Origin of the sequence: Actomonas aquatica (genome assembly GCF_019679435.2) — a bacterium.
Classification (GTDB): domain Bacteria; phylum Verrucomicrobiota; class Verrucomicrobiia; order Opitutales; family Opitutaceae; genus Actomonas; species Actomonas aquatica.
Genome location: NZ_CP139781.1, coordinates 226,941 through 244,850, shown reverse-complemented (window position 1 = coordinate 244,850; position 17,910 = coordinate 226,941). Strand labels below are relative to the sequence as shown.

Here is a 17,910-nt window from a genome sequence, read left to right as displayed (position 1 = left end):
TGCAACTCCCCTCCTTGTCCATGGTCCGCCCCCTCCGTCGCCGCCTCGCCGCCCTCCTGCTCGGCACGCTGTTTGCGTTCGCCCCGGGCACTCTCGCGCCGCTGCACGCCAACCTGCTCGACCCTGAGTCGGGTCGTCCACCATTCCGCGATTTCCGTCCCACCGACTACCTCGGTCACCCGCAGGTCTTCGACATCCTCCAAGGCGCCGACGGTTTCATCTACTTGGCCAACGTCCAAGGCATCCTCCAATACGACGGCATTCGCTGGCAGCACCACCGCGCCCCGCTCACCTACACCTACCGACTCGCCCTCGACCCCGAGGGGCGCATCTGGGCGGCCAGCGCCAATCAAGTCGGTTACTACGAGACCGACCCGGACACCGGTGCGCTGCACTACACGTCCTTTCTGCCCTCGCTGCCCGAAGAGCTCCGCCACGTCGCCCGCGCCGCCGACGTGAAAGCGGTGGGTGACGCCCTCTACATCTCAACCCCCAACGCCCTCGTCCGCAAACGCGGCGACGATTTGCACTACTACCCCGCAGTCACGCCCGGCCAGGCGCGCGATCTCATCGTGGTAGGCGACCAACTGTATTGGAAAAGCAGTGACACCGATCTCTCCCGCATCGAGGGCGACACCGCCACCGTCGTCGCCCACGACACCGAGGTCATCAGCGGTCGCGCGCCCGTCGCCGCCCCCCGCGACGGTCAGCCCCCCCTGTGGGTCATCGGCCAACGCGGCGCCTTCGAGATCAATGAGGCCACCCAAACCCTCGTGCGCATTCCGGGCCCACTCGACGACGTTGCCCGCACCAACCGCGTCAACGCCCTCGTCAACCTCGGCGACGGCACGCTCGCCCTCGCCACCAGCCAGAGTGGCCTGATCATCACCTCTCCCGACGGCCAACGCATCCGCCGTCTCGATCGCGAAACCGGCCTGGCCGACAACGCCGTGCTCAACCTCAAACTCGACGACCGCGGCGGACTCTGGGCCGGCCTCAACTCCGGCCTGGTGCGCATCGACTATCGCAGTCCGGTGACGGTGTTCGACAACTCCAACGGCCCCACCCCCGGCACGATCGACGGCTGGTTCCGCCATGACGGCAAGGTTTACGCCGGCGCCTTCGACGGCCTCTACCGCCTCAGTCCACCCGATTTCACCACCGGTCGCCCCGCCCGCTTCGAGCGCATCATCGACGACATCACCAACGGCTTCGCCTTTGCCGCCGAGGACGGTGAACTCTACTTCACCAGCTCGGCTGGCCTGCACCGGCTCCTCCCCGGCGATCAACACGAGCTCGTGCTCGATCTCTCGCACAGCCACCCGAAGATGCTTTTCCCGTCTCGCCTGGTGCCGGGTCGCTATTATCTCGCCGGCAACGACGGCTTCGCAGTGCTACAACATGACAACGCCACCGGCTGGAAAATCGTCGCCGAAAAAACCGACATCGGGGCCTGCTTCACCGGCGTCGAAGAGGCCAACGGCGACTTCTGGGTGGCGAGCTACCGCAGCGGGTTTTGGCGCATCCCGGCCGCCGACCGCATCACCGATTGGAACGAGTATCCGCTGGAAAACTACTTCCGCGAGCGCGGCGTGCCCGAGGCCACCACCTGGTGCACCGTGACCGAAGGTGCGTTTGGCACCGTGTTCTTCACCGACGCCGGCGGCCTCAAGTTTGACGCGTCCAACCGCCAGTTTCTCCCGGATGACCGCTACCCCATTGCAGGCTCCACCGATCACGCGATGACGCCCACCATTGTCACGCCCGACGGTGCCACCTGGGCCTCCGTCTTCGGCGAGAGTGCCATGACCGCGCTGCACCCCTTCGGCCGTTTCCGGGCCAACGCTGCTGGCGAGCCGGAATGGCAATCCGCGCCCGGCAACGCGCTCAACGAGATCGGCTTCGCCGGCGTGGCTGTGGTTTACTCCGACGACACCGGTGATCGTCCCGTGCTCTGGGCCCGCGGCTACGACAATCACGTGCGCTTCGTGCTCGATGAGCTCCAGAGCACGCCCGCGAGCTGGCAACCGATTGTGCGCACCTTGCGCCAAGCCGACCACACCGTGCCGCTGCTCGAGCGCGACGAATCGTCGGCGGCACTCACCTTACCCTTTTCGCGCGATCCGTTGGTGTTTGAGTTCGCCAGTCCACGCTTTGATGCCGGCGACGAACTCGAATTCTCCACCCGGCTGCTCGGTTACAGCGATCGCTGGTCGACGCCGAGCGCCATCCCGCAGGTTTCGTTCACCAATCTCGAGGGCGGTCCCTTCACGCTCCAAGTTCGCGCCACCGATTCGGCCGGCCACCAAAGCGAGATCAACCAATTCACCTTCAGTGTCACCCCGCCGTGGTATCGTAGCCACGTTGCTTATCTCGCTTACGGTTTGGTCGGCTTTGGCCTGCTCACCGGTTTCGTGCGGTGGCGTCACGCCGCCGACGAACGGGAAAACCGCCGCCTCGCTGCGCTGGTGGAAGACCGCACCGCCGCCCTCGCCGTCGCCAAGGAAGAGGCCGAATCCGCCAACCGCGCCAAGTCCACCTTCCTCGCCAACATGAGCCACGAGCTGCGCACGCCTCTCAACGGCGTCATCGGCTACGCCAACATCCTGCTCAAGGATCAGGAACTCACCACCCGCAACCGCGAGCGCATTGGCGTCGTGGCCAACTCTGGCGAACACCTGCTGCGCATGATCAACGAGGTGCTCGACTTCTCCAAAATCGAGGCCGGCAAAATCGATCTGCGTCCCGCGCCCTTCAACCTGCCGTCGCTCCTGCGCGACATCGCCGCCAACCTCGAGCCCCGCGCTCACGACAAGGGCCTGGGCTTCAGCCTCACCATGGCCGACGACTTGCCGGTCCAGGTGATCGGTGACGCCCAGAAACTCCGCCAAGTCATCGAAAATCTGTTGAGTAATGCCGTAAAATTCACCGCCACCGGCGAGGTGCGCCTCGATGCCGTCGCGGCGCCCGGCGCGAGCAGCACGATTGACATCACTGTGAGCGATACGGGCGTCGGCCTGAGCGCGGACGATCAGGCACGCCTCTTTCAACCGTTTCACCAGGCCGTCGACTCGCGTCCGCCCGAGCCCGGCACCGGTCTGGGCCTCTCGATCAGTCAGCACCTCGTGGAACTCATGGGCGGCCACATCGTCGTCGACAGCACCCTCGGTCGCGGCAGCCGTTTCCAGTTCCGTCTGCAATTGCAGGAGGTCGAGGCCCTGCAGGAAGACGCCACGGCCCCCGCGTCTCCGATCACCGGATACAAGGGGTCCGCTCGCCGCCTGCTCGTCGTCGATGATGTCGCCGTCAATCGCTCGCTGCTGCGCGAGTTGCTGGAGCCGCTCGGTTTCACGGTCGAAGAAGCCGCCGACGGCGAGGCTGCGCTCGCATCCCTACAGAGCGGTCCCTTGCCCGATGGTCTGATCCTCGATTTGCGCATGCCCGGCATCGACGGCTTGGAACTCACCCGCCGCATTCGTCGCGATCACGGCACCAGTCCGAAAGTCATTCTCATGTCGGCGTCGGTCCTGGCCTTTGACCCGCAGGTCGCGTTCGACGCCGGATGCGACGACTTCCTTCCCAAACCCTTCCGGGAGTCCGATTTGCTCGAGCGACTCGGTCGCGCATTAAAACTCGAATGGGAGCGCGAGATTCCGGCCATCGCGGAGCCCGCCGAGAATGTCAGCGACGAACCCGCGTCCGACGAACTCCTCGCCGAACTCCGGCAACGCGCGCAACGCGGCGACATTCGTGGCCTCCGCCAACTCGTCGAGCAGTTGCCCGCGCACAACCCGACCACCCGCCAGCTGGCCGAGTCCCTGCGGCCGCTCATCGCAGCCTACCAAATGGACCGGATTCGACAGGTTCTCGCAGAAACTGAGGGCTAGTCCTCAGCCATGGGTTGACGGATCTGACGCCATTGGCTGGCATCAAATTCTCTCTCGACTCACTCTCATGCCAGCCCCCGCCAGCGTTCTCGTCGTCGACGATACCCCCGCCAACATCGGTGTCCTCTTGGAGGCACTCGGCGACTCCGGCTATGAAGTTTTGGTCGCCGAGAGTGGCCAGAGTGCCCTCGCCCAGCTGGAGCACAGCGTGCCTGACCTCATCTTACTGGATGTGATGATGCCCGGTCTCGACGGATTTGAGACCTGCGCGCGCCTGAAGCGACACCCCAAATGGCGCACCATTCCGGTGCTCTTCATGACGGCGGTCGACGAGCCCGAGCAGAAGGTCCGTGCCTTCACCGCCGGCGCCGTCGATTACATCGTAAAACCCTTCTTCGAGCAGGAGGTGCTCGCCCGCGTGCAGACCCACCTCGAGTTGCTCACCCTGCGCCGCAACCTCGAGGACGAACTCGCGCTGCGCATCGACGCCGAGAACCAACTCGCCAAATCGCTCGACCGCGCCGTCGTCATCACCGACATGGACAACGAGGTCGTCTTCACCACCCGCCTCGCCGAGTCGCTTCTGCACCGCCACTGCGCCGATTACGGCATCGTGGGCAAACTTCCCGCCAGTCTCTCGCGCGCCGACTGCGGCCTGCACCTGCGCCGCTTCACCGAGCCGGGTCGCGACGACCTGCATTTCTTCGTGCTCGAGGAAAAGGCCCCTTCGCCCAACCCCTCCGCGTTGCTGCAGCTCGGCCTCACTGCCCGCGAGGCGGAGGTCCTCTGGTGGATCGCCCAGGGCAAGAGCAATCCCGACATCGCCACCATCCTCGGCGCCGGCGTGCGCACCATCCACAAGCACGTGGAAAACATCTTCCGCAAACTCGGCTGCGAAACCCGCGCCGCCGCCGCCGTCACCGCCCAGGACATGCTGCGCCCGTCGTAACGCGACGGACGGGACCTACCGCAACATCGGCTCCAGATTGGCGAACTCGCGGGCCAATTGACTGCCCGCTTCCGGTGCCAAGGTCTGCCGCGCCACCGCCACCACCTGCCTCGCTTCGTCGACCCGCCGGGCTCTGAGCAAAGCAATCACGCGCGGCTCGACCAACACATCAAAGGCCTTGATGCCCGCGCCCGGCCCAAACTGCCGCAGCACGCTCGCAAACACCCGCATCTGCAGGGCCGGCGGATCTTCCGACAGCGAACGACTCATGCGCTCCGCCGCCTGCGCCACGGCCAGATCGATGCGCTCCCCGGTGAACCTGCGCGCCAACATACGCTCCTCCTGCGCTGCGGCACTGACTTGTCCGTGCTCCCGCATCAACGCGATCACTTCGCGCATGAAGCGCAGATGCAGATCCGGATAGCGCTGCAGCGCCCACGCCGCCCGCCGCAGGGTGCCCTCCCGCTCGCGCGCACTCACGCCAGCTTCGCGCTCGGCCAGACTTAGGATATCCCATGCCGCGACGTTGCGCGTCTCGTGACCCGTCGCGCGCTTGGCCGCTGCCACCGCCGCAGCCGGATCGCCCCGCCCAAGCTGCTCGGCGGCCAGATACTGCCAGGCTCGCGATTGGTGATACGCTGGCAGGCGCCGGAAACCCTCCGCCAGAAACGCCAGTTCGTGGTCGTTGACGACCGACCACGTTTGCGGATCAAACGCCAGCCCCGCCACGAGCTGCTGTTCCTCATAACGCCCCACATCAAACTGCCAGTGGCGGCGCGCATCGAGGTAGCCGAACCACGCATGCCGACCATCCAACCCGGCTCCGCGAAACAGCAGCGTGGGCACGCCGCGCGCCTTGCCCACCTCGCTGGCGAAGTAGGCCTGATCAATACAAATGCCGCCCGCGCTCAGAATGGCCGGCAAGGCGTAGCTCGACCCAGGCCACAGATAGATCCCCTGATCGGCGCGCGCCGTCGCGTATTCAACCGCATCATACGCCCGGGGCAGACCGGCAAAATCAAAGCGCGGCTGACGCTGCACCCAGGCGAGTTCCGCAAACGGCGCCGCCGCATCGACCACAAACTTCAGTTCCGCCGCACTCAGTTGATCGAGCCGGTGCAGCGTCATCCGACGACGGTCGGATTGGATCCAAAAGCCAAACGCCTCGACGATGTCCGGCCGTTCCCGAGGCAGCAGGCGCGACGACACCTGACCATGCGGCCAGGTCGGCGGGGGCGGCGTGTCGAACACGAGGGCCAGTGCCAGCGCCAGTTGCCGATAACGCGTAAAGTCTGCGCCCCCCACCTGCTGCAGGCGTTGCAGATGATCGAGCACCACCAGCAAGTTGTCGTAGGGCGAGACGAGATCGAACAGGCTGCGCGAGAGCTCCACATCGGTGAAAAGCTGCACGACAAACGCCTCGGTGAGCCGCTCGCTCACAATCGCGTCGGGCACGTCGTATTCGCTGGGCATGTTGGGATGACCGAGCCCGGCCTGGTTCATGGCCAGAATCCAACGATCGCTGACGTCGCGTTGATTGGAGCCCATCACGCGGGCCCAGCGCGCCACCACCAACCAACCCTCCATCGCCTCACTGCGATTGGCTTCGGCGGCGACGATAGCCGCATCACTCGCCGCGCGAGAGAGCTGCGACCAGGTCATTTGCTCGCCCGCGCCAAGCACGTTTTCCAACCACTCCGCCGTCGGCGGACGTTGTGCATCGTCCGGCGCGACCTCCAGTTGGGCGTGAGCTGTTAACAGCCCCGCCAGCAACCACAGCCCGCAAATTCGAAACCAACGCGTCACGGCGCAGAGCGAAGGTTTGCCCGGCGACAATGGCAAGAACACCACCGCAGCCGACGGCTACTTCCGCCACTTGCCACCACGATAGACGCCGCCCTTGCCTTTGCCTTTTTTGCGGCCCCCACGGGCGGCTTGGTCGCTCACTTTGGCGAGCTTCTTGTAGTCGCCGGTTTTGAGCGCCTCGATCTGATCGCGCAGCAGCGCCGCCCGCTCAAATTCCAAGCGACCGGATGCTTCGGTCATCTCGACCTCGAGCTCCTCGATCACCGCCGACACATCCTCGTCGCTGCCCTCGGCGACCGCCGCCTCTTCGTCCACGCCGCGACCGCTACCGTCATAAACGTGCAAGCTCGCCTGCGCGGCGCGCACCACACTGCGCGGTGTGATGCCGTGCGCTTCGTTGTAGGCGATCTGCTTCTCGCGACGGTCCATCGTCACTGCGAGCGTGTGCTTGATGGAGTCGGTCTGATTGTCGGCGTAAAAGATCACGCGACCGCGTTCGTGACGCGCGGCGCGGCCGGCCGTCTGGATGAGCGACGTGGCGCTGCGCAGGAAACCCTCTTTGTCGGCGTCGAGAATGGCCACCAACGCCACTTCCGGCAGATCGAGACCTTCGCGCAGCAGGTTGATGCCGATCAGCACATCGAAGTTGCCCAGCCGTAGATTGCGCAGGATCTCGACGCGCTCGATCGCATCGATATCGGAGTGCAGGTATTCCACCCGCACACCCGCTTCGCGCAGGTAGCTGGTGAGGTCCTCGGAAAGGCGTTTGGTGAGCGTCGTGACCAACACGCGTTCACCGGCTTCGACGGCGGCGCGGATTTCGCCCATCAGGTCTTCCACCTGGCCCTTCGTCGGCCGCAGCACGATTTCCGGATCCAGCAGCCCCGTCGGTCGAATCACCTGCTCCGCGACCACGGCCGAACGCTCCATCTCGTATTTGGCCGGGGTGGCTGAGACGTAGAGGGTTTGTCCGGTGATTTGTTCGAACTCCGCGAAGGACTGCGGACGATTTTCGAGAGCCGACGGCAGACGGAACCCGTGGTCAACCAGCACCGTTTTGCGCGCCTTGTCGCCGTTGAACATGCCGCCGATCTGCGGCACGGTCGCATGGCTCTCGTCGATGAAGAGCATGAAGTCCTCGGGGAAGAAATCGATCAGGCAGAAGGGGCGTTCCCCGGGTTTACGAGCTGAGAGGTGCATCGAGTAGTTCTCGATGCCGTTGCAGAACCCCATCTCCTGCAGCATCTCGAGGTCGTAGTTGGTGCGCATGCGGATGCGCTGTGCCTCGAGGTATTTGCCCTCCGCTTCAAACTGCGCCACGCGCTGATCCAGCTCCGTCTTGATTGCACCGACCGCGGCATCGAGCTTGCCCTTGGTGGTCACGTATTGATTCGCAGGATACAGATCAAACTGCTGCAGCTCGCGCAGGGTGTTTCCGGTGAGCGGATCAAACTCGCTGATCGCCTCGACCTCGTCGCCCCACAGCTCCACGCGCAGGCCCTGTTCGCTGTAGGCCGGCATGATGTCGATGACGTCACCCCGCACGCGGAAACGACCGCGTTTCAGGTCGTAGTCGTTCCGCTCGTAAAGGTTGTCGACGAGTCGTTCCAACAACTCCTGTCGCGGCATGAGTCCGCCGCGTCGCAGTTCGACACGCAGCGTGGTGAAATCCTCCGGCGAACCGAGGCCGTAGATGCAGGAGACGGACGCGACCACAATCACATCGCGGCGCGACACCAGCGCACTGGTCGCGGCGATGCGCAGGCGCTCGATCTCCTCGTTGATGGACGAATCCTTCTCGATGTAGGTGTCCGACGACGAGATGTAGGCCTCGGGCTGGTAGTAGTCGTAGTAGGAAACGAAGTATTCGACCGCGTTGTTCGGGAAGAAGTTTTTGAACTCCGAGAAGAGCTGCGCCGCCAGGGTCTTGTTGTGCGAAATGATGAGCGTCGGCCGGTCACAGCGCGCAATGACGTTGGCCATCGTGAAGGTCTTGCCGCTGCCCGTGACGCCGAGCAGCGTCTGCGCCTGGTTACCCGCATTGATCGAGTTGACCAAGGCTTCGATCGCTTGGGGCTGGTCCCCAGTCGGCTGATAATCGGCGGCAAGTTGGAAGAGGCTCATCTAGCTGTTACCAATGCGCAAAGATTCTCAATCGACAACTCGTCCAGTTGATGCACGACACGGTCGACGCGGGGCGCGAGCGTCGCGGCGTCGTGCGTGGTGGCGACGCCCACGACTTTGATGCCGCCGGCGCGGGCGGCGTCGATGCCGGCAAAGGCGTCTTCGAAGACCACACAGCGCTCCGGCGGCCGATCGATTTTGCCCGCCGCTTTGAGGAAGACCTCGGGGTGCGGTTTGCCCTCACTCACGTCCTCGGCCGTGACGATGTCGTCGAACAGGCCAGTGAAGCCCATCACTTCGAGGATCGTGTCGATGTTTTGCCGGTGGGTGGAGGAGCCCACACAGGTCGGGATGCCCGCGGCCCGCAGGCGGTCGAGAAAGGTGTGCACGCCGGGCAGCGCCTCGAGTCCTTTCTCCACCACGATCTCGCGATAGAGCGCTTCTTTGCGCAGGGACAGGCGGTGCACCTCAGCTGGGCCCGTCGCCCAGCCCAGGAGGTTGGGGATGATGAACTCGTTCTTCTTGCCGAAGCCTTTGACGAAGTGATCGTCTGGCAGCGCCTTACCTTCCTCGGCGGCGAGGCGTTCCCAGCTCTCTTCGTGCTGCCGGGAGGAATCGATGATAACGCCGTCCCAGTCGAACAGCATGCCCAATTGATCGGGTGTAATGGTCATGAAAATACGGTAAATGGCCGACGGACGGTCGCCAGCGGCCCAACGGCGCGGCCTAGATGCCGAACACCTTAAGCACGCTGTTCCAGATCGCCTCCCAGAAGCGTTGCGGCTTGGCGCGCTCACCTTCCGTCGCGGTCTCCTGCATCACAAAGATACCGGCTCCGGCAAAGAGGTCGTCGAAGAGCGGGTTCATGTTGCGGTAGTAGCCCCAGAAAGTCTCGGCCCGCACCGGCAGATAATCGAGCGTCGGCGTAAAACCGATGGTGGCGCGCTGGTTGGTGCGTCGCGCCGTGCGGGTGGCTTTGAGCGGATCCGGTTTAAGCACCTCCGCCCGCACTCCGCGACTACCGGCCACCACCAAACGGCAGGGGCCCACAAATTCGAAGAAACGGAACTGCAGCGTGATCCAAGCCTGCCAACGCAACAGCGTCCAACGGCGGCGGATCTCCACCTGCTCCTCATCCTTCGTGATAACGCCCACCAAAAAACTCGGCCGCAGCACGATCGAGGCACCGTCGGGCACCTCAATGACGGAAAGCTCCACGTGCGGATCGTCGCTGTTGGACAGGGTGAGCGCCGCGCGTTCGCCCGCCTTGCCGTTGCGCAGCTCCACCAATTCGCTGAGTCCGCAGGCCAAGCTGGTAAACGGGATCGACCAGTCGAAGAGGAAGCGGGTTTTGCGCCGCAGGTCATCGTCGCTGGTCTGCAGGAACTTCTCCTTCACCCGCAGCACCTCGCCCGGCCACAGCCCCACCTCGCAGGACACCGCACTCGGCCGCACGTGGGGCACGGCGATCGCGTCTTCCTCCTGAAACCGGATGGCCTTGCCGCGCGATAACCACGGCGCGAGCAGGTAGTAGGCGAGCAGCTTCACCACCGTCGGACCGAAGAAAAACACCAACAAAGCTACCGCCAAATAGGTCTTGGAGTGTTGCCAAGCCTCGCGCACATAGTGCGAGACCGCACTCTCGGAGGCCGCGCTGCCCTCCAGGTCCTTTTCGATGCTGTTGAGCTGAAAATCATACGTCTCGGTCTGCAGGGTGATGTCGCTCAAGGTCTCGCGCAGCCCATCGAGCTCGCGCGAGGCTTCACCTCGCAGGTTGGTGAGCCGCTCAATGCGTTCCTGGTCGGTGGCTTTTTGCTCCGCGTCGCCAAACCAGCGATCCCACCAGCTCTCGAGGGCGCGCAGGCTCTCGATGATGCGATTGGCTTGCGCGATGCGCTCCTCCTGAACCCTGGCGGAGGCTTTGACTTCCTCCGCCAGTTTCAGCGCCTCGGCTTTGGCGCTCACGATCTCCACCCGGCGCGCCTCAAGCTCCGCCACGTATTCCAGACGTCGCGTCTCCAGGTCCACCTGGTCCCGCAGAAAGAACCATAGCCCCACGCCCACGAGCCCGATCACCGCGATAAGCACCGCGACGCCGACCTTTTGCAGCAACCATGTGCCCAGGCGATAGAGGAAACCATACATCAAAAGAAGTGTGGGCGACTCTTCCGGCGAATTTCAATCGCGCTTGTCTGCTTCTGATCCCGGTTGATTCACGCGGGAAGCTTCGTAGACTGATGAAAACCTCAAAATCGATGTCCAAAGTCATCATCTCGTCCCTCTATCAGTCGGACGTATTTAAAATGGCGTGCCGTCAGTTCGACCAGGCCGCCGACGCTATCAGTCTCCCGGAGGAGATTCGTGACCGCACCAAGTATCCGCGCCGGTCCTTTGCCGTATCGTTGCCCATTCGGCGCGACGACGGCACGGTGACCGTCTACGAGGGTTACCGGGTGCAGCACAACCTCTCCACCGGTCCGTCCAAAGGCGGCATTCGCTTCCATCAACACGTGACGATCGGCGAAGTCGCCGCCTTGGCCATGTGGATGAGCTGGAAGTGTTCGCTCGTCGGTCTGCCCTACGGCGGTGCCAAGGGCGGTGTCATTGTAAACCCCGACCAGCTTACCGATCGTGAATTGGAGCGGCTCGCGCGCCGCTACATGCAGGAACTCATCCCCTTCATCGGTCCCGATGTGGACGTGCCCGCGCCCGACATGGGCACGACCGAACAGATGATGGGTTGGATGATGGACACTTACTCCAATCACGTGGGCCATATCGAACCGTCCATCGTGACCGGAAAACCGATCTCCCTCGGCGGTTCCCAAGGCCGCCGCGAGGCCACCGGCGCCGGCGTGGCGTATTTGGTAAAACAATACCTCGAGGATATGCGCATCCCGATCAAGGACGCGACCGTGGCCATCCAAGGCTTCGGCAACGTGGGTTCCGAAGCGGCCTTCGCGCTTGAGGACTACGGCGCCAAGATCATCGCGATCTCCGACTACACCGGCGGCATCTACAACGCCAAGGGCATCAACACCCGCAAGGCCGCCCAATACGTGCAATACACCCGCGTGCTCAAGGACTGCGACGAAGGTGAACCGATCACCAACGACGAGCTGCTCACCACCAAGTGCACCGTGCTCATTCCTGCCGCCCTGCCCCGCGTGATCACGCCCAAGAACGCCCCGAAGCTGCAGTGCCGCATGCTCGCCGAAGCCGCTAACGGTCCCACCACCGTCCAGGCCGACCGCATCATCGAAAAGCGCGGCGACATCGAAATCATCCCCGACGTGCTCTGTAATGCCGGCGGTGTGATCGTCTCCTACTTCGAGTGGCTGCAGAACAAGCAGAACTATTATTGGGACCGCGATGAGGTCATGACCAAGCTGTTCCGCATTCTCGAAAAGGCGAAGGTCTCGGTCGACAAACAGCAGCGCGCCTTCGGCTTCAGTCGCCGCCTCGCCGCGCAAACGCTGGGTATCCAGCGTGTCGCTGACGCTAAGTCCGGCCGCGGCCTCTTCCCCTGAGCCAGCAGCACCCCTTGCGGCGGTGCTCCCGCCTCAAAACAAAAATCCCGGCACCTCTACTGGTGCCGGGATTTTTTTAGAATGGAAGGCGTCGTGTTACCCGCCAACAGGTCGATCAGAGGGTGCCGAAAAGCAGGAAGCAGGCGCTCATCACCAAGGTCGGGAAAAGCGCACCGGCCAAGAGACCCAGCGGCGAGACACCGCTCGGGAAGTAACGCTGCAGGATGGACTGGCCCGCCGGATTCGGCGCGTTGGCGATCACGGTGAGACCACCGCCCGTAACGGCACCGGCGACCACTGCATATTTCAATTCCTCGGTGAAGCCGGGGACGAGCGTAGCAAGATAAGTGATGGCGGCGTTGTCGTTGAAGGCCGTCAGCACCGTGGCGCCAGTGAAGAGCGGCACCTCACCGAGACTCTTAAGCACCGGCTCAATCCACCAGCCTTGCAGGCCACCGTGGGTCACCAGACCCGCGAGGAAGAAGCCGACCAACAACGGCGGCTTGAGGTCGATCTTGGCCTGGTGGTGGGCGGTCGCTTGGGCGAAGGCGAGGAAGAAGAGGAAGCCGCCAATGAAGAACGCCGGATGGTGAGCGACAAACACAGTCCACGCCATGAACATGAGCTGCACGAAGGTGATCCACGCCGGCACGGGCTCGCCATCGCGAGACTTGCTGGACTGCGATTGCTCCTGCTTGGCGCGTTCTTCCATGATCTTAAATTCCTTCTTAAAGATCACGTAGTAGACGGCGGTCGCTATGATGATGCCGATGAGGGCCTTCCAACCAAAGTGGGTGAACATGTAAGGCATGTTCCACTCCCAAGGACCGGCCACCATCAGCACGGGCGGAGCCGCAAAGTGGGTGAAGGTGCCACCCACCGAGATGTTCACGAAGAGCAGGCCGATCGTCGCGTAGGCAAACTTGGGCGACGGCTTCAGGTCGTAGAACTGACGCGCGAGGAGCAGCGCCGCGATCGTCATGGCCGCGGGCTCGGTGATGAAGGAACCGAGCACCGGTCCCACAATGAGAATCGAAAGCCACCACGCGCCAATAGAACGTTTGCCGATGGATGCGATGGCGGAGAGACAGATGCGCGCAAAGCGCAGCACCGGGCGGGACGACGCCATGGCCATGATCACGACCACAAACATCGGTTCGGTGTAATTCACCCCGTAGTCGATGTAGTCGACGACCGTGCCCCAGCCTTTGTCGATGGCCAGCGCGCTCACCAGGACCAACACCCAGATACCAAACACGGCCTCCACTTCGCCGAGGAAGTGCAGGATCTGCCCCTTGAAGCTGACTTCATCGGGGCGTCCGTCTTCGTCGTAGTCCGTATCCGGTTCGCTGGCACGGCGGGCTTTCAATTTCTCCGCATGTTCGTGCTCCACTTCATGCGCCCAGTGACGGAACTTGGCGGTGAGAAAGGTGTGCACAATGGCCAAAAAGAAGATGACCGTCGCCACCAGATTGAAGGGCTCCGCCGCAATGCGGCCCTTCAATGTATCCAAAATGCTACCACTGCCATGGTCGCCGTAAGACTCCAGCGGCAGCGGAAAGTTGACCTCCTCTCCATGGCCACCACCACCAGCGGCGAAAGCAGCGGAAGCTAGACCAGTCAGTAAAAGTGCAAGGAGGAACAGGCGGGTAAGGGATGACCGTGCAGGCATTGCCCCGACGGATAGGGGCCCACCGGTCCGGCGCAAGCGATTCAGACCGAATTCACCCCAAAATCGGTGCTAAATCCGCGAACTGCGTGACAAAATGCGCTGCACCCGCCTTCACCTTTTCGCGCGCCACATATCGGCCAAAGCCCACAAACAGATCCACGTCATGCTGCGTTTCGAGATCACTCACGCCGTCGCCCACCATGACGATCTGTTGAGGCGAGAGCTCGGCCTTCAACTGGCGAATCATCTCGGGCTTTCCGCCGGAGCGGGTCGTCGGGTAATTCTCGGCGTAACCGGCGTAGTTGCCGTCGGCATCAAAATACAGGTCGACTGCCTCGACGCGCTCGATCTGTAGCATGTCGGCCAGCGGGCGGATAGCCGGACGAAAGCCGCCGCTCAAAATGATGGGCGTCCAACCGCGGGCGCAGAGGGTCGCAAGTGTGGCGGCCGCGGTGGGCTCCACTGTGTCGATGTAACGCTGACCGATCTCGGCGACGTGTGCCGCGGTCGGTTGAATAATCTCGAGGCGTTTGCCGAAGACCGCTTCCACCGCGAGGCGCCCATCCATCGCATCGTGGGTCATGGCCTCGACGGCTGCGAAGGTCTCGTCACCGCGCACGCGGGCGAGCTCGTCGACACCCTCGATGGCGCTGAGCGTGCTGTCACAATCGATGACAAGAAGACGGGGACCGGAACTGGTAATGGACACGGCGCGCAGGGCACCCGGCGCGAGGCGCGCGGGCAATAAAAAACCCGCTCCGCAAGGCGGAACGGGTTGAAGAAAAGTCGTCTGACCCTGCCTTATTTGGCAGCGGCGCGCTGGCGGCGGAACTTGTTCGAGAACTTTTCGATGCGGCCGGCGGTGTCGACGAGGCGCTTCTCGCCGGTGTAAGCGGGATGCGAGTCGCTGGTGACGTCGCGAACGACGACGTGATACTCAACGCCATCAATGGTCTCCTTGCGGGAGGACTTGAGGGCGGAGCGGGTGAGGAACTTCTTACCCGTGGCGACGTCGACGAAGCAGACGTTGTTCAGATTGGGATGCGTATCGGCTTTCACGTGCGTTACTCCTTAATGAATTGGACGCGAATCAACCCTGGCGGGCCTTGAAACGAGGCTCGACCTTGTTGATCACGTAGATGCGGCCCTTGCGGCGAACCACTTGGCACGCCGGATGGCGCTTCTTGGCGGACTTGATAGAAGAGACGACTTTCATGGAAAAAGACTGAACACACCGGGCGCGTCACCCGCTGTCAATGGTTTACTCACAAGGAATGTGAGTCCCTGTTTTGCAGAGGTTTAGAGCATTTAATGCGGTCATAATCCAGGGCAATTCCGAGCCCTGGCGGCGTTTCCGCCCGGTTTGACCTCCCGTCGGCCGCTGTTTGGGCGGGAATGCCGAGGTGCCCTCCCCCTTCCGGGGGCGGGTCTCCCGCTGGCCACAAAAAGGCCGCCGGGCGAACGCCGACGGCCTTTGGAGCTTAGACTGCTATCTGGCTCAGAACTTGTATTTGAAAGTCAGCTCCGCGCGGGTGCCTTCCTCGGCGACGATGGACTCGTTGCCGTAGGTGCCATTCGGCGGGGACCAGTTTTGCTCGTCGGTGAAGTTGAGCACGGAGAGGCGAGCCTCCCAGGTGTCGGTGCCGTAGTAGATGCTGGTATCAAACTCGAACTGGGACGGGATCACGAGGGTGCCGGCCCAGTTGTTGTTCATCTCGTTGTGGAAGGTGCCGTTGACGGTCATGCCCCAACCGTTGTCCCACTTGTAAGAAACGAGGGCGTTGAACTGGAAGCTCGGCAGACCCTGGATCTTCACCTTGCCGGAGGTCACGGAGTTGCGCTGCACCTCGGGAGCGGCGGGCGGCGAAACGTTCAGGGCCTCGAAGCCGAGGAACTGACCCGGGACCCAAGCGTGGATGTAACCCATCGAAACCGTGGCGAAGAACTTCTTGTTCGGCTGGTAGTTGGCCTCGAGCTCGAAGCCGTTGTAGGTGTAGGTCGCCACCGGGCTGTTGATCGGCTTGTTCTGGCGGGTCTGGTGATACACGGCCGCGCCGAGGAACAGGGTGTTGTCCATCATGGAGCGCTTCACACCGGCTTCGATGAGTTCGCTGGGCTGGGTGAAGTCGGACTTCTGGAGGACGATTTCGCCGCTACCGTCGCGGGTCAGGCCGGCGAAGCCACCACCGTTGCCGGTCGCACCGGACGTGTTCTCGCTGTAGTTGCCGGTGAGGTAGAAGGTGTAGTCGGGAATCGGCTCGAAGATGATGCTGGCGTTGACGTTGGGCAGCGTGACGCTGATCGAACGCTCGGAGTCGGCCGTGAACGGGTCCTCGGTCGTGACATCGAGGAAGTCGAGACGTCCACCCGCGATGACGCGGACGGTGTCGGAGAGCTTGAAGAAGCTCTGGATGAACGGGGAACCGCTCCAGGCGTGCGACTCGTTGGTGTCGCCGTTCTCCAGCTGCGCGCTGGCCACGCGACCCGGATAGCCGGGGACCGGGCCGCCGTCGAAGCCGAAGGCGCCCTGGCCGTAGCCGGGGAAGTTCACCGAGTTGGTGACGTCGATGAAGTTGTGGTCACGGGTGAGATCCCAGACGGCGGCCGGCTCGAAGTAGAAGTCGTTATAGGCCTTGTTGCTCATGTAACGCGCGGCGACACCGGCGTTGAACGTATTCCCCTCACCCCAGTTCTTGATGAACTCAAGGCGGGACTCGAGAGTGATGGTCGGGTCGACGATTTCCGAGTAATAGTAGGAGCTATAGGTCTCGCGGCGGAGGTAGGTGAACAGGGTGTTGTTCACGATGGTGAGGTCCGGGTTGCCCTTGAAGGTCTGGACGGCCTGCGCTTTGAAGCTGCGCCCGATCGAGTTATCGCCCGGCTTGAGCAGACGATTGCGACGGTTGATATACACCTCAGGTCCCCAGTCCATGACGTTGGACGGGAAGCCGCTGGTGACATACGCCGAGTTCTGCGGATCGGAGTTCGGGACGCCGGCGCCCTGATTCATGTTCACGCCGGTGCGGTAGAGACCGTTTTGGATGAGGTTGTTGGTCGGGCGATTGATACCGAAGTTTTCGGTATACTCGGCATAGAAGCCCTGCGCATTCAGGAAGAGCTCGTAGTCGTCGGATGGGCGATAAGTCAGCGCACCGTAGAGCGCGTGGCTCTTGCGGTAGGAGTCGTCATACCAGCCATCGGAGTCTTCACCCGAGTAGGAAATGCGGTAAGCCAGCGTGTCGGAGATCGGGGCACCGTAGTCGACGCCCATGCGGAAGATCTCGTCGGTGCCGATGGTCACCCAGGTCTCCCCCTTGGCGGCATCGAAGAAGGGACGCTTGGACACGTAGTCGATGAAACCACCCACATAGGCGGAAGCGCCTTGGACAGCGGTGGCCGGACCTTTGACGATGTTAACCGATTCCACCCAGTTGAAGTCCACCGGCATACCATTGCCGTTGGAGGTGGTGCCAGCGCGCATGCCGTTGAGGAACACGTCGGCGTATTGGCCGCGGATATCCGGGTTGGCCGGAGCACCAAAGTTGGAGCGCGTGAACGAGCTGGAGGTCAGCTTGGCGAAATCACGCACATCGGTGATCGCGATCGCCGTGAGCTGCTCACGGGAAATCACCGTTACGCTGCGGGGGGTGTTGAGGATGTTGTCGCCCACGCCGAACACGGAGTTGAAGGGGCGCGACGTCGGCATGATGTTCTCCTCGATGGGAACATCACTGACTTCGAAGCTCTCCATCTCGATGGGCTCTTCCTCTTCGGCTTGAGCCCCCAGGAACGAGGCGGAACCAGCCACCAAGGCGGCCAGCGAAAGGTGTTTGAGATAAGTTCGGTTCATTTTAGCTAGTTAATAGTCCAAGTCGGTCGAGCGCCTTGAAAGCACGCTACGTGCCTGCATTCCAGAAATAACGCTCATGGGCCGCGAAAGGT

12 protein-coding genes are annotated in these 17,910 nt (G+C 62.8%); 3 read left to right on the top strand and 9 right to left on the bottom strand.

The genetic code is table 11. The annotated features are described in order from the left end of the window. Positions 1–20 precede the first annotated feature (20 nt). A complete protein-coding gene (locus K1X11_RS00955) occupies positions 21–3,887 on the top strand; it encodes a hybrid sensor histidine kinase/response regulator (protein ID WP_221029007.1) in 3,867 nt (1,288 codons plus the stop codon). Positions 3,888–3,954: 67 nt separating this feature from the next. Next, a complete protein-coding gene (locus K1X11_RS00950) occupies positions 3,955–4,836 on the top strand; it encodes a response regulator transcription factor (protein ID WP_221029008.1) in 882 nt (293 codons plus the stop codon). A 15-nt stretch (positions 4,837–4,851) separates the two neighbouring features. Here K1X11_RS00950 and K1X11_RS00945 read toward each other — a convergent pair whose 3' ends face one another. From K1X11_RS00945 to K1X11_RS00930, 4 genes are read right to left on the bottom strand one after another with little or no spacing between them, the layout of a single operon-like run. Then, positions 4,852–6,642 carry a hypothetical protein gene (locus tag K1X11_RS00945; RefSeq protein ID WP_221029009.1) on the bottom strand — a complete coding sequence of 597 codons (1,791 nt, stop codon included), beginning with the start codon at positions 6,640–6,642 and terminating at the stop codon, positions 4,852–4,854. A 57-nt stretch (positions 6,643–6,699) separates the two neighbouring features. Beyond that, a complete protein-coding gene (uvrB, locus tag K1X11_RS00940; RefSeq protein WP_221029010.1) occupies positions 6,700–8,766 on the bottom strand; it encodes an excinuclease ABC subunit UvrB in 2,067 nt (688 codons plus the stop codon). Then, positions 8,763–9,440: an HAD family hydrolase gene (locus K1X11_RS00935; protein WP_221029011.1), complete on the bottom strand. Its 678-nt coding sequence runs from the start codon at positions 9,438–9,440 to the stop codon at positions 8,763–8,765. Before K1X11_RS00935 ends, uvrB begins: the two co-directional genes overlap by 4 nt. Before the next feature lie 52 nt (positions 9,441–9,492). Further along, on the bottom strand, positions 9,493–10,911 hold the full coding sequence (locus K1X11_RS00930) for a hypothetical protein (protein WP_221029012.1): 1,419 nt from the start codon (positions 10,909–10,911) through the stop codon (positions 9,493–9,495). Positions 10,912–11,003: 92 nt separating this feature from the next. Between K1X11_RS00930 and K1X11_RS00925 the strand changes: the two genes are divergently transcribed. Next, a complete protein-coding gene (locus tag K1X11_RS00925; RefSeq protein WP_324726051.1) occupies positions 11,004–12,296 on the top strand; it encodes a Glu/Leu/Phe/Val family dehydrogenase in 1,293 nt (430 codons plus the stop codon). A 115-nt stretch (positions 12,297–12,411) separates the two neighbouring features. Here K1X11_RS00925 and K1X11_RS00920 read toward each other — a convergent pair whose 3' ends face one another. The 5 genes from K1X11_RS00920 to K1X11_RS00900 form a co-directional block, all read right to left on the bottom strand. Beyond that, the gene (locus tag K1X11_RS00920) at positions 12,412–13,968 is read right to left on the bottom strand and encodes a putative Na+/H+ antiporter (RefSeq protein WP_221029014.1); all 1,557 of its coding nucleotides are present in this window, start codon (positions 13,966–13,968) and stop codon (positions 12,412–12,414) included. Between the two features lie 52 nt (positions 13,969–14,020). Further along, positions 14,021–14,677, bottom strand: coding sequence for an HAD-IB family phosphatase (locus K1X11_RS00915; protein WP_221029015.1), 657 nt, complete (start codon positions 14,675–14,677; stop codon positions 14,021–14,023). Positions 14,678–14,769: 92 nt separating this feature from the next. Further along, the gene (locus K1X11_RS00910) at positions 14,770–15,027 is read right to left on the bottom strand and encodes a type B 50S ribosomal protein L31 (RefSeq protein WP_221029016.1); all 258 of its coding nucleotides are present in this window, start codon (positions 15,025–15,027) and stop codon (positions 14,770–14,772) included. Between the two features lie 31 nt (positions 15,028–15,058). Next, the gene (ykgO, locus tag K1X11_RS00905; RefSeq protein ID WP_221029017.1) at positions 15,059–15,184 is read right to left on the bottom strand and encodes a type B 50S ribosomal protein L36; all 126 of its coding nucleotides are present in this window, start codon (positions 15,182–15,184) and stop codon (positions 15,059–15,061) included. 282 nt (positions 15,185–15,466) lie between these two features. Continuing rightward, a complete protein-coding gene (locus tag K1X11_RS00900; protein ID WP_221029018.1) occupies positions 15,467–17,818 on the bottom strand; it encodes a TonB-dependent receptor in 2,352 nt (783 codons plus the stop codon). Positions 17,819–17,910: the final 92 nt, after the last annotated feature.

Coding starts and splice junctions, on each gene's coding strand:
- K1X11_RS00955 (WP_221029007.1), top strand. CDS start 21: ATGGTCCGCCCCCTCCGTCGCCGCCTCGCCGCCCTCCTGCTCGGCACG.
- K1X11_RS00950 (WP_221029008.1), top strand. CDS start 3,955: ATGCCAGCCCCCGCCAGCGTTCTCGTCGTCGACGATACCCCCGCCAAC.
- uvrB (WP_221029010.1), bottom strand. CDS start 8,766: ATGAGCCTCTTCCAACTTGCCGCCGATTATCAGCCGACTGGGGACCAG.
- K1X11_RS00935 (WP_221029011.1), bottom strand. CDS start 9,440: ATGACCATTACACCCGATCAATTGGGCATGCTGTTCGACTGGGACGGC.
- K1X11_RS00930 (WP_221029012.1), bottom strand. CDS start 10,911: ATGTATGGTTTCCTCTATCGCCTGGGCACATGGTTGCTGCAAAAGGTC.
- K1X11_RS00925 (WP_324726051.1), top strand. CDS start 11,004: ATGAAAACCTCAAAATCGATGTCCAAAGTCATCATCTCGTCCCTCTAT.
- K1X11_RS00920 (WP_221029014.1), bottom strand. CDS start 13,968: ATGCCTGCACGGTCATCCCTTACCCGCCTGTTCCTCCTTGCACTTTTA.
- ykgO (WP_221029017.1), bottom strand. CDS start 15,184: ATGAAAGTCGTCTCTTCTATCAAGTCCGCCAAGAAGCGCCATCCGGCG.
- K1X11_RS00900 (WP_221029018.1), bottom strand. CDS start 17,818: ATGAACCGAACTTATCTCAAACACCTTTCGCTGGCCGCCTTGGTGGCT.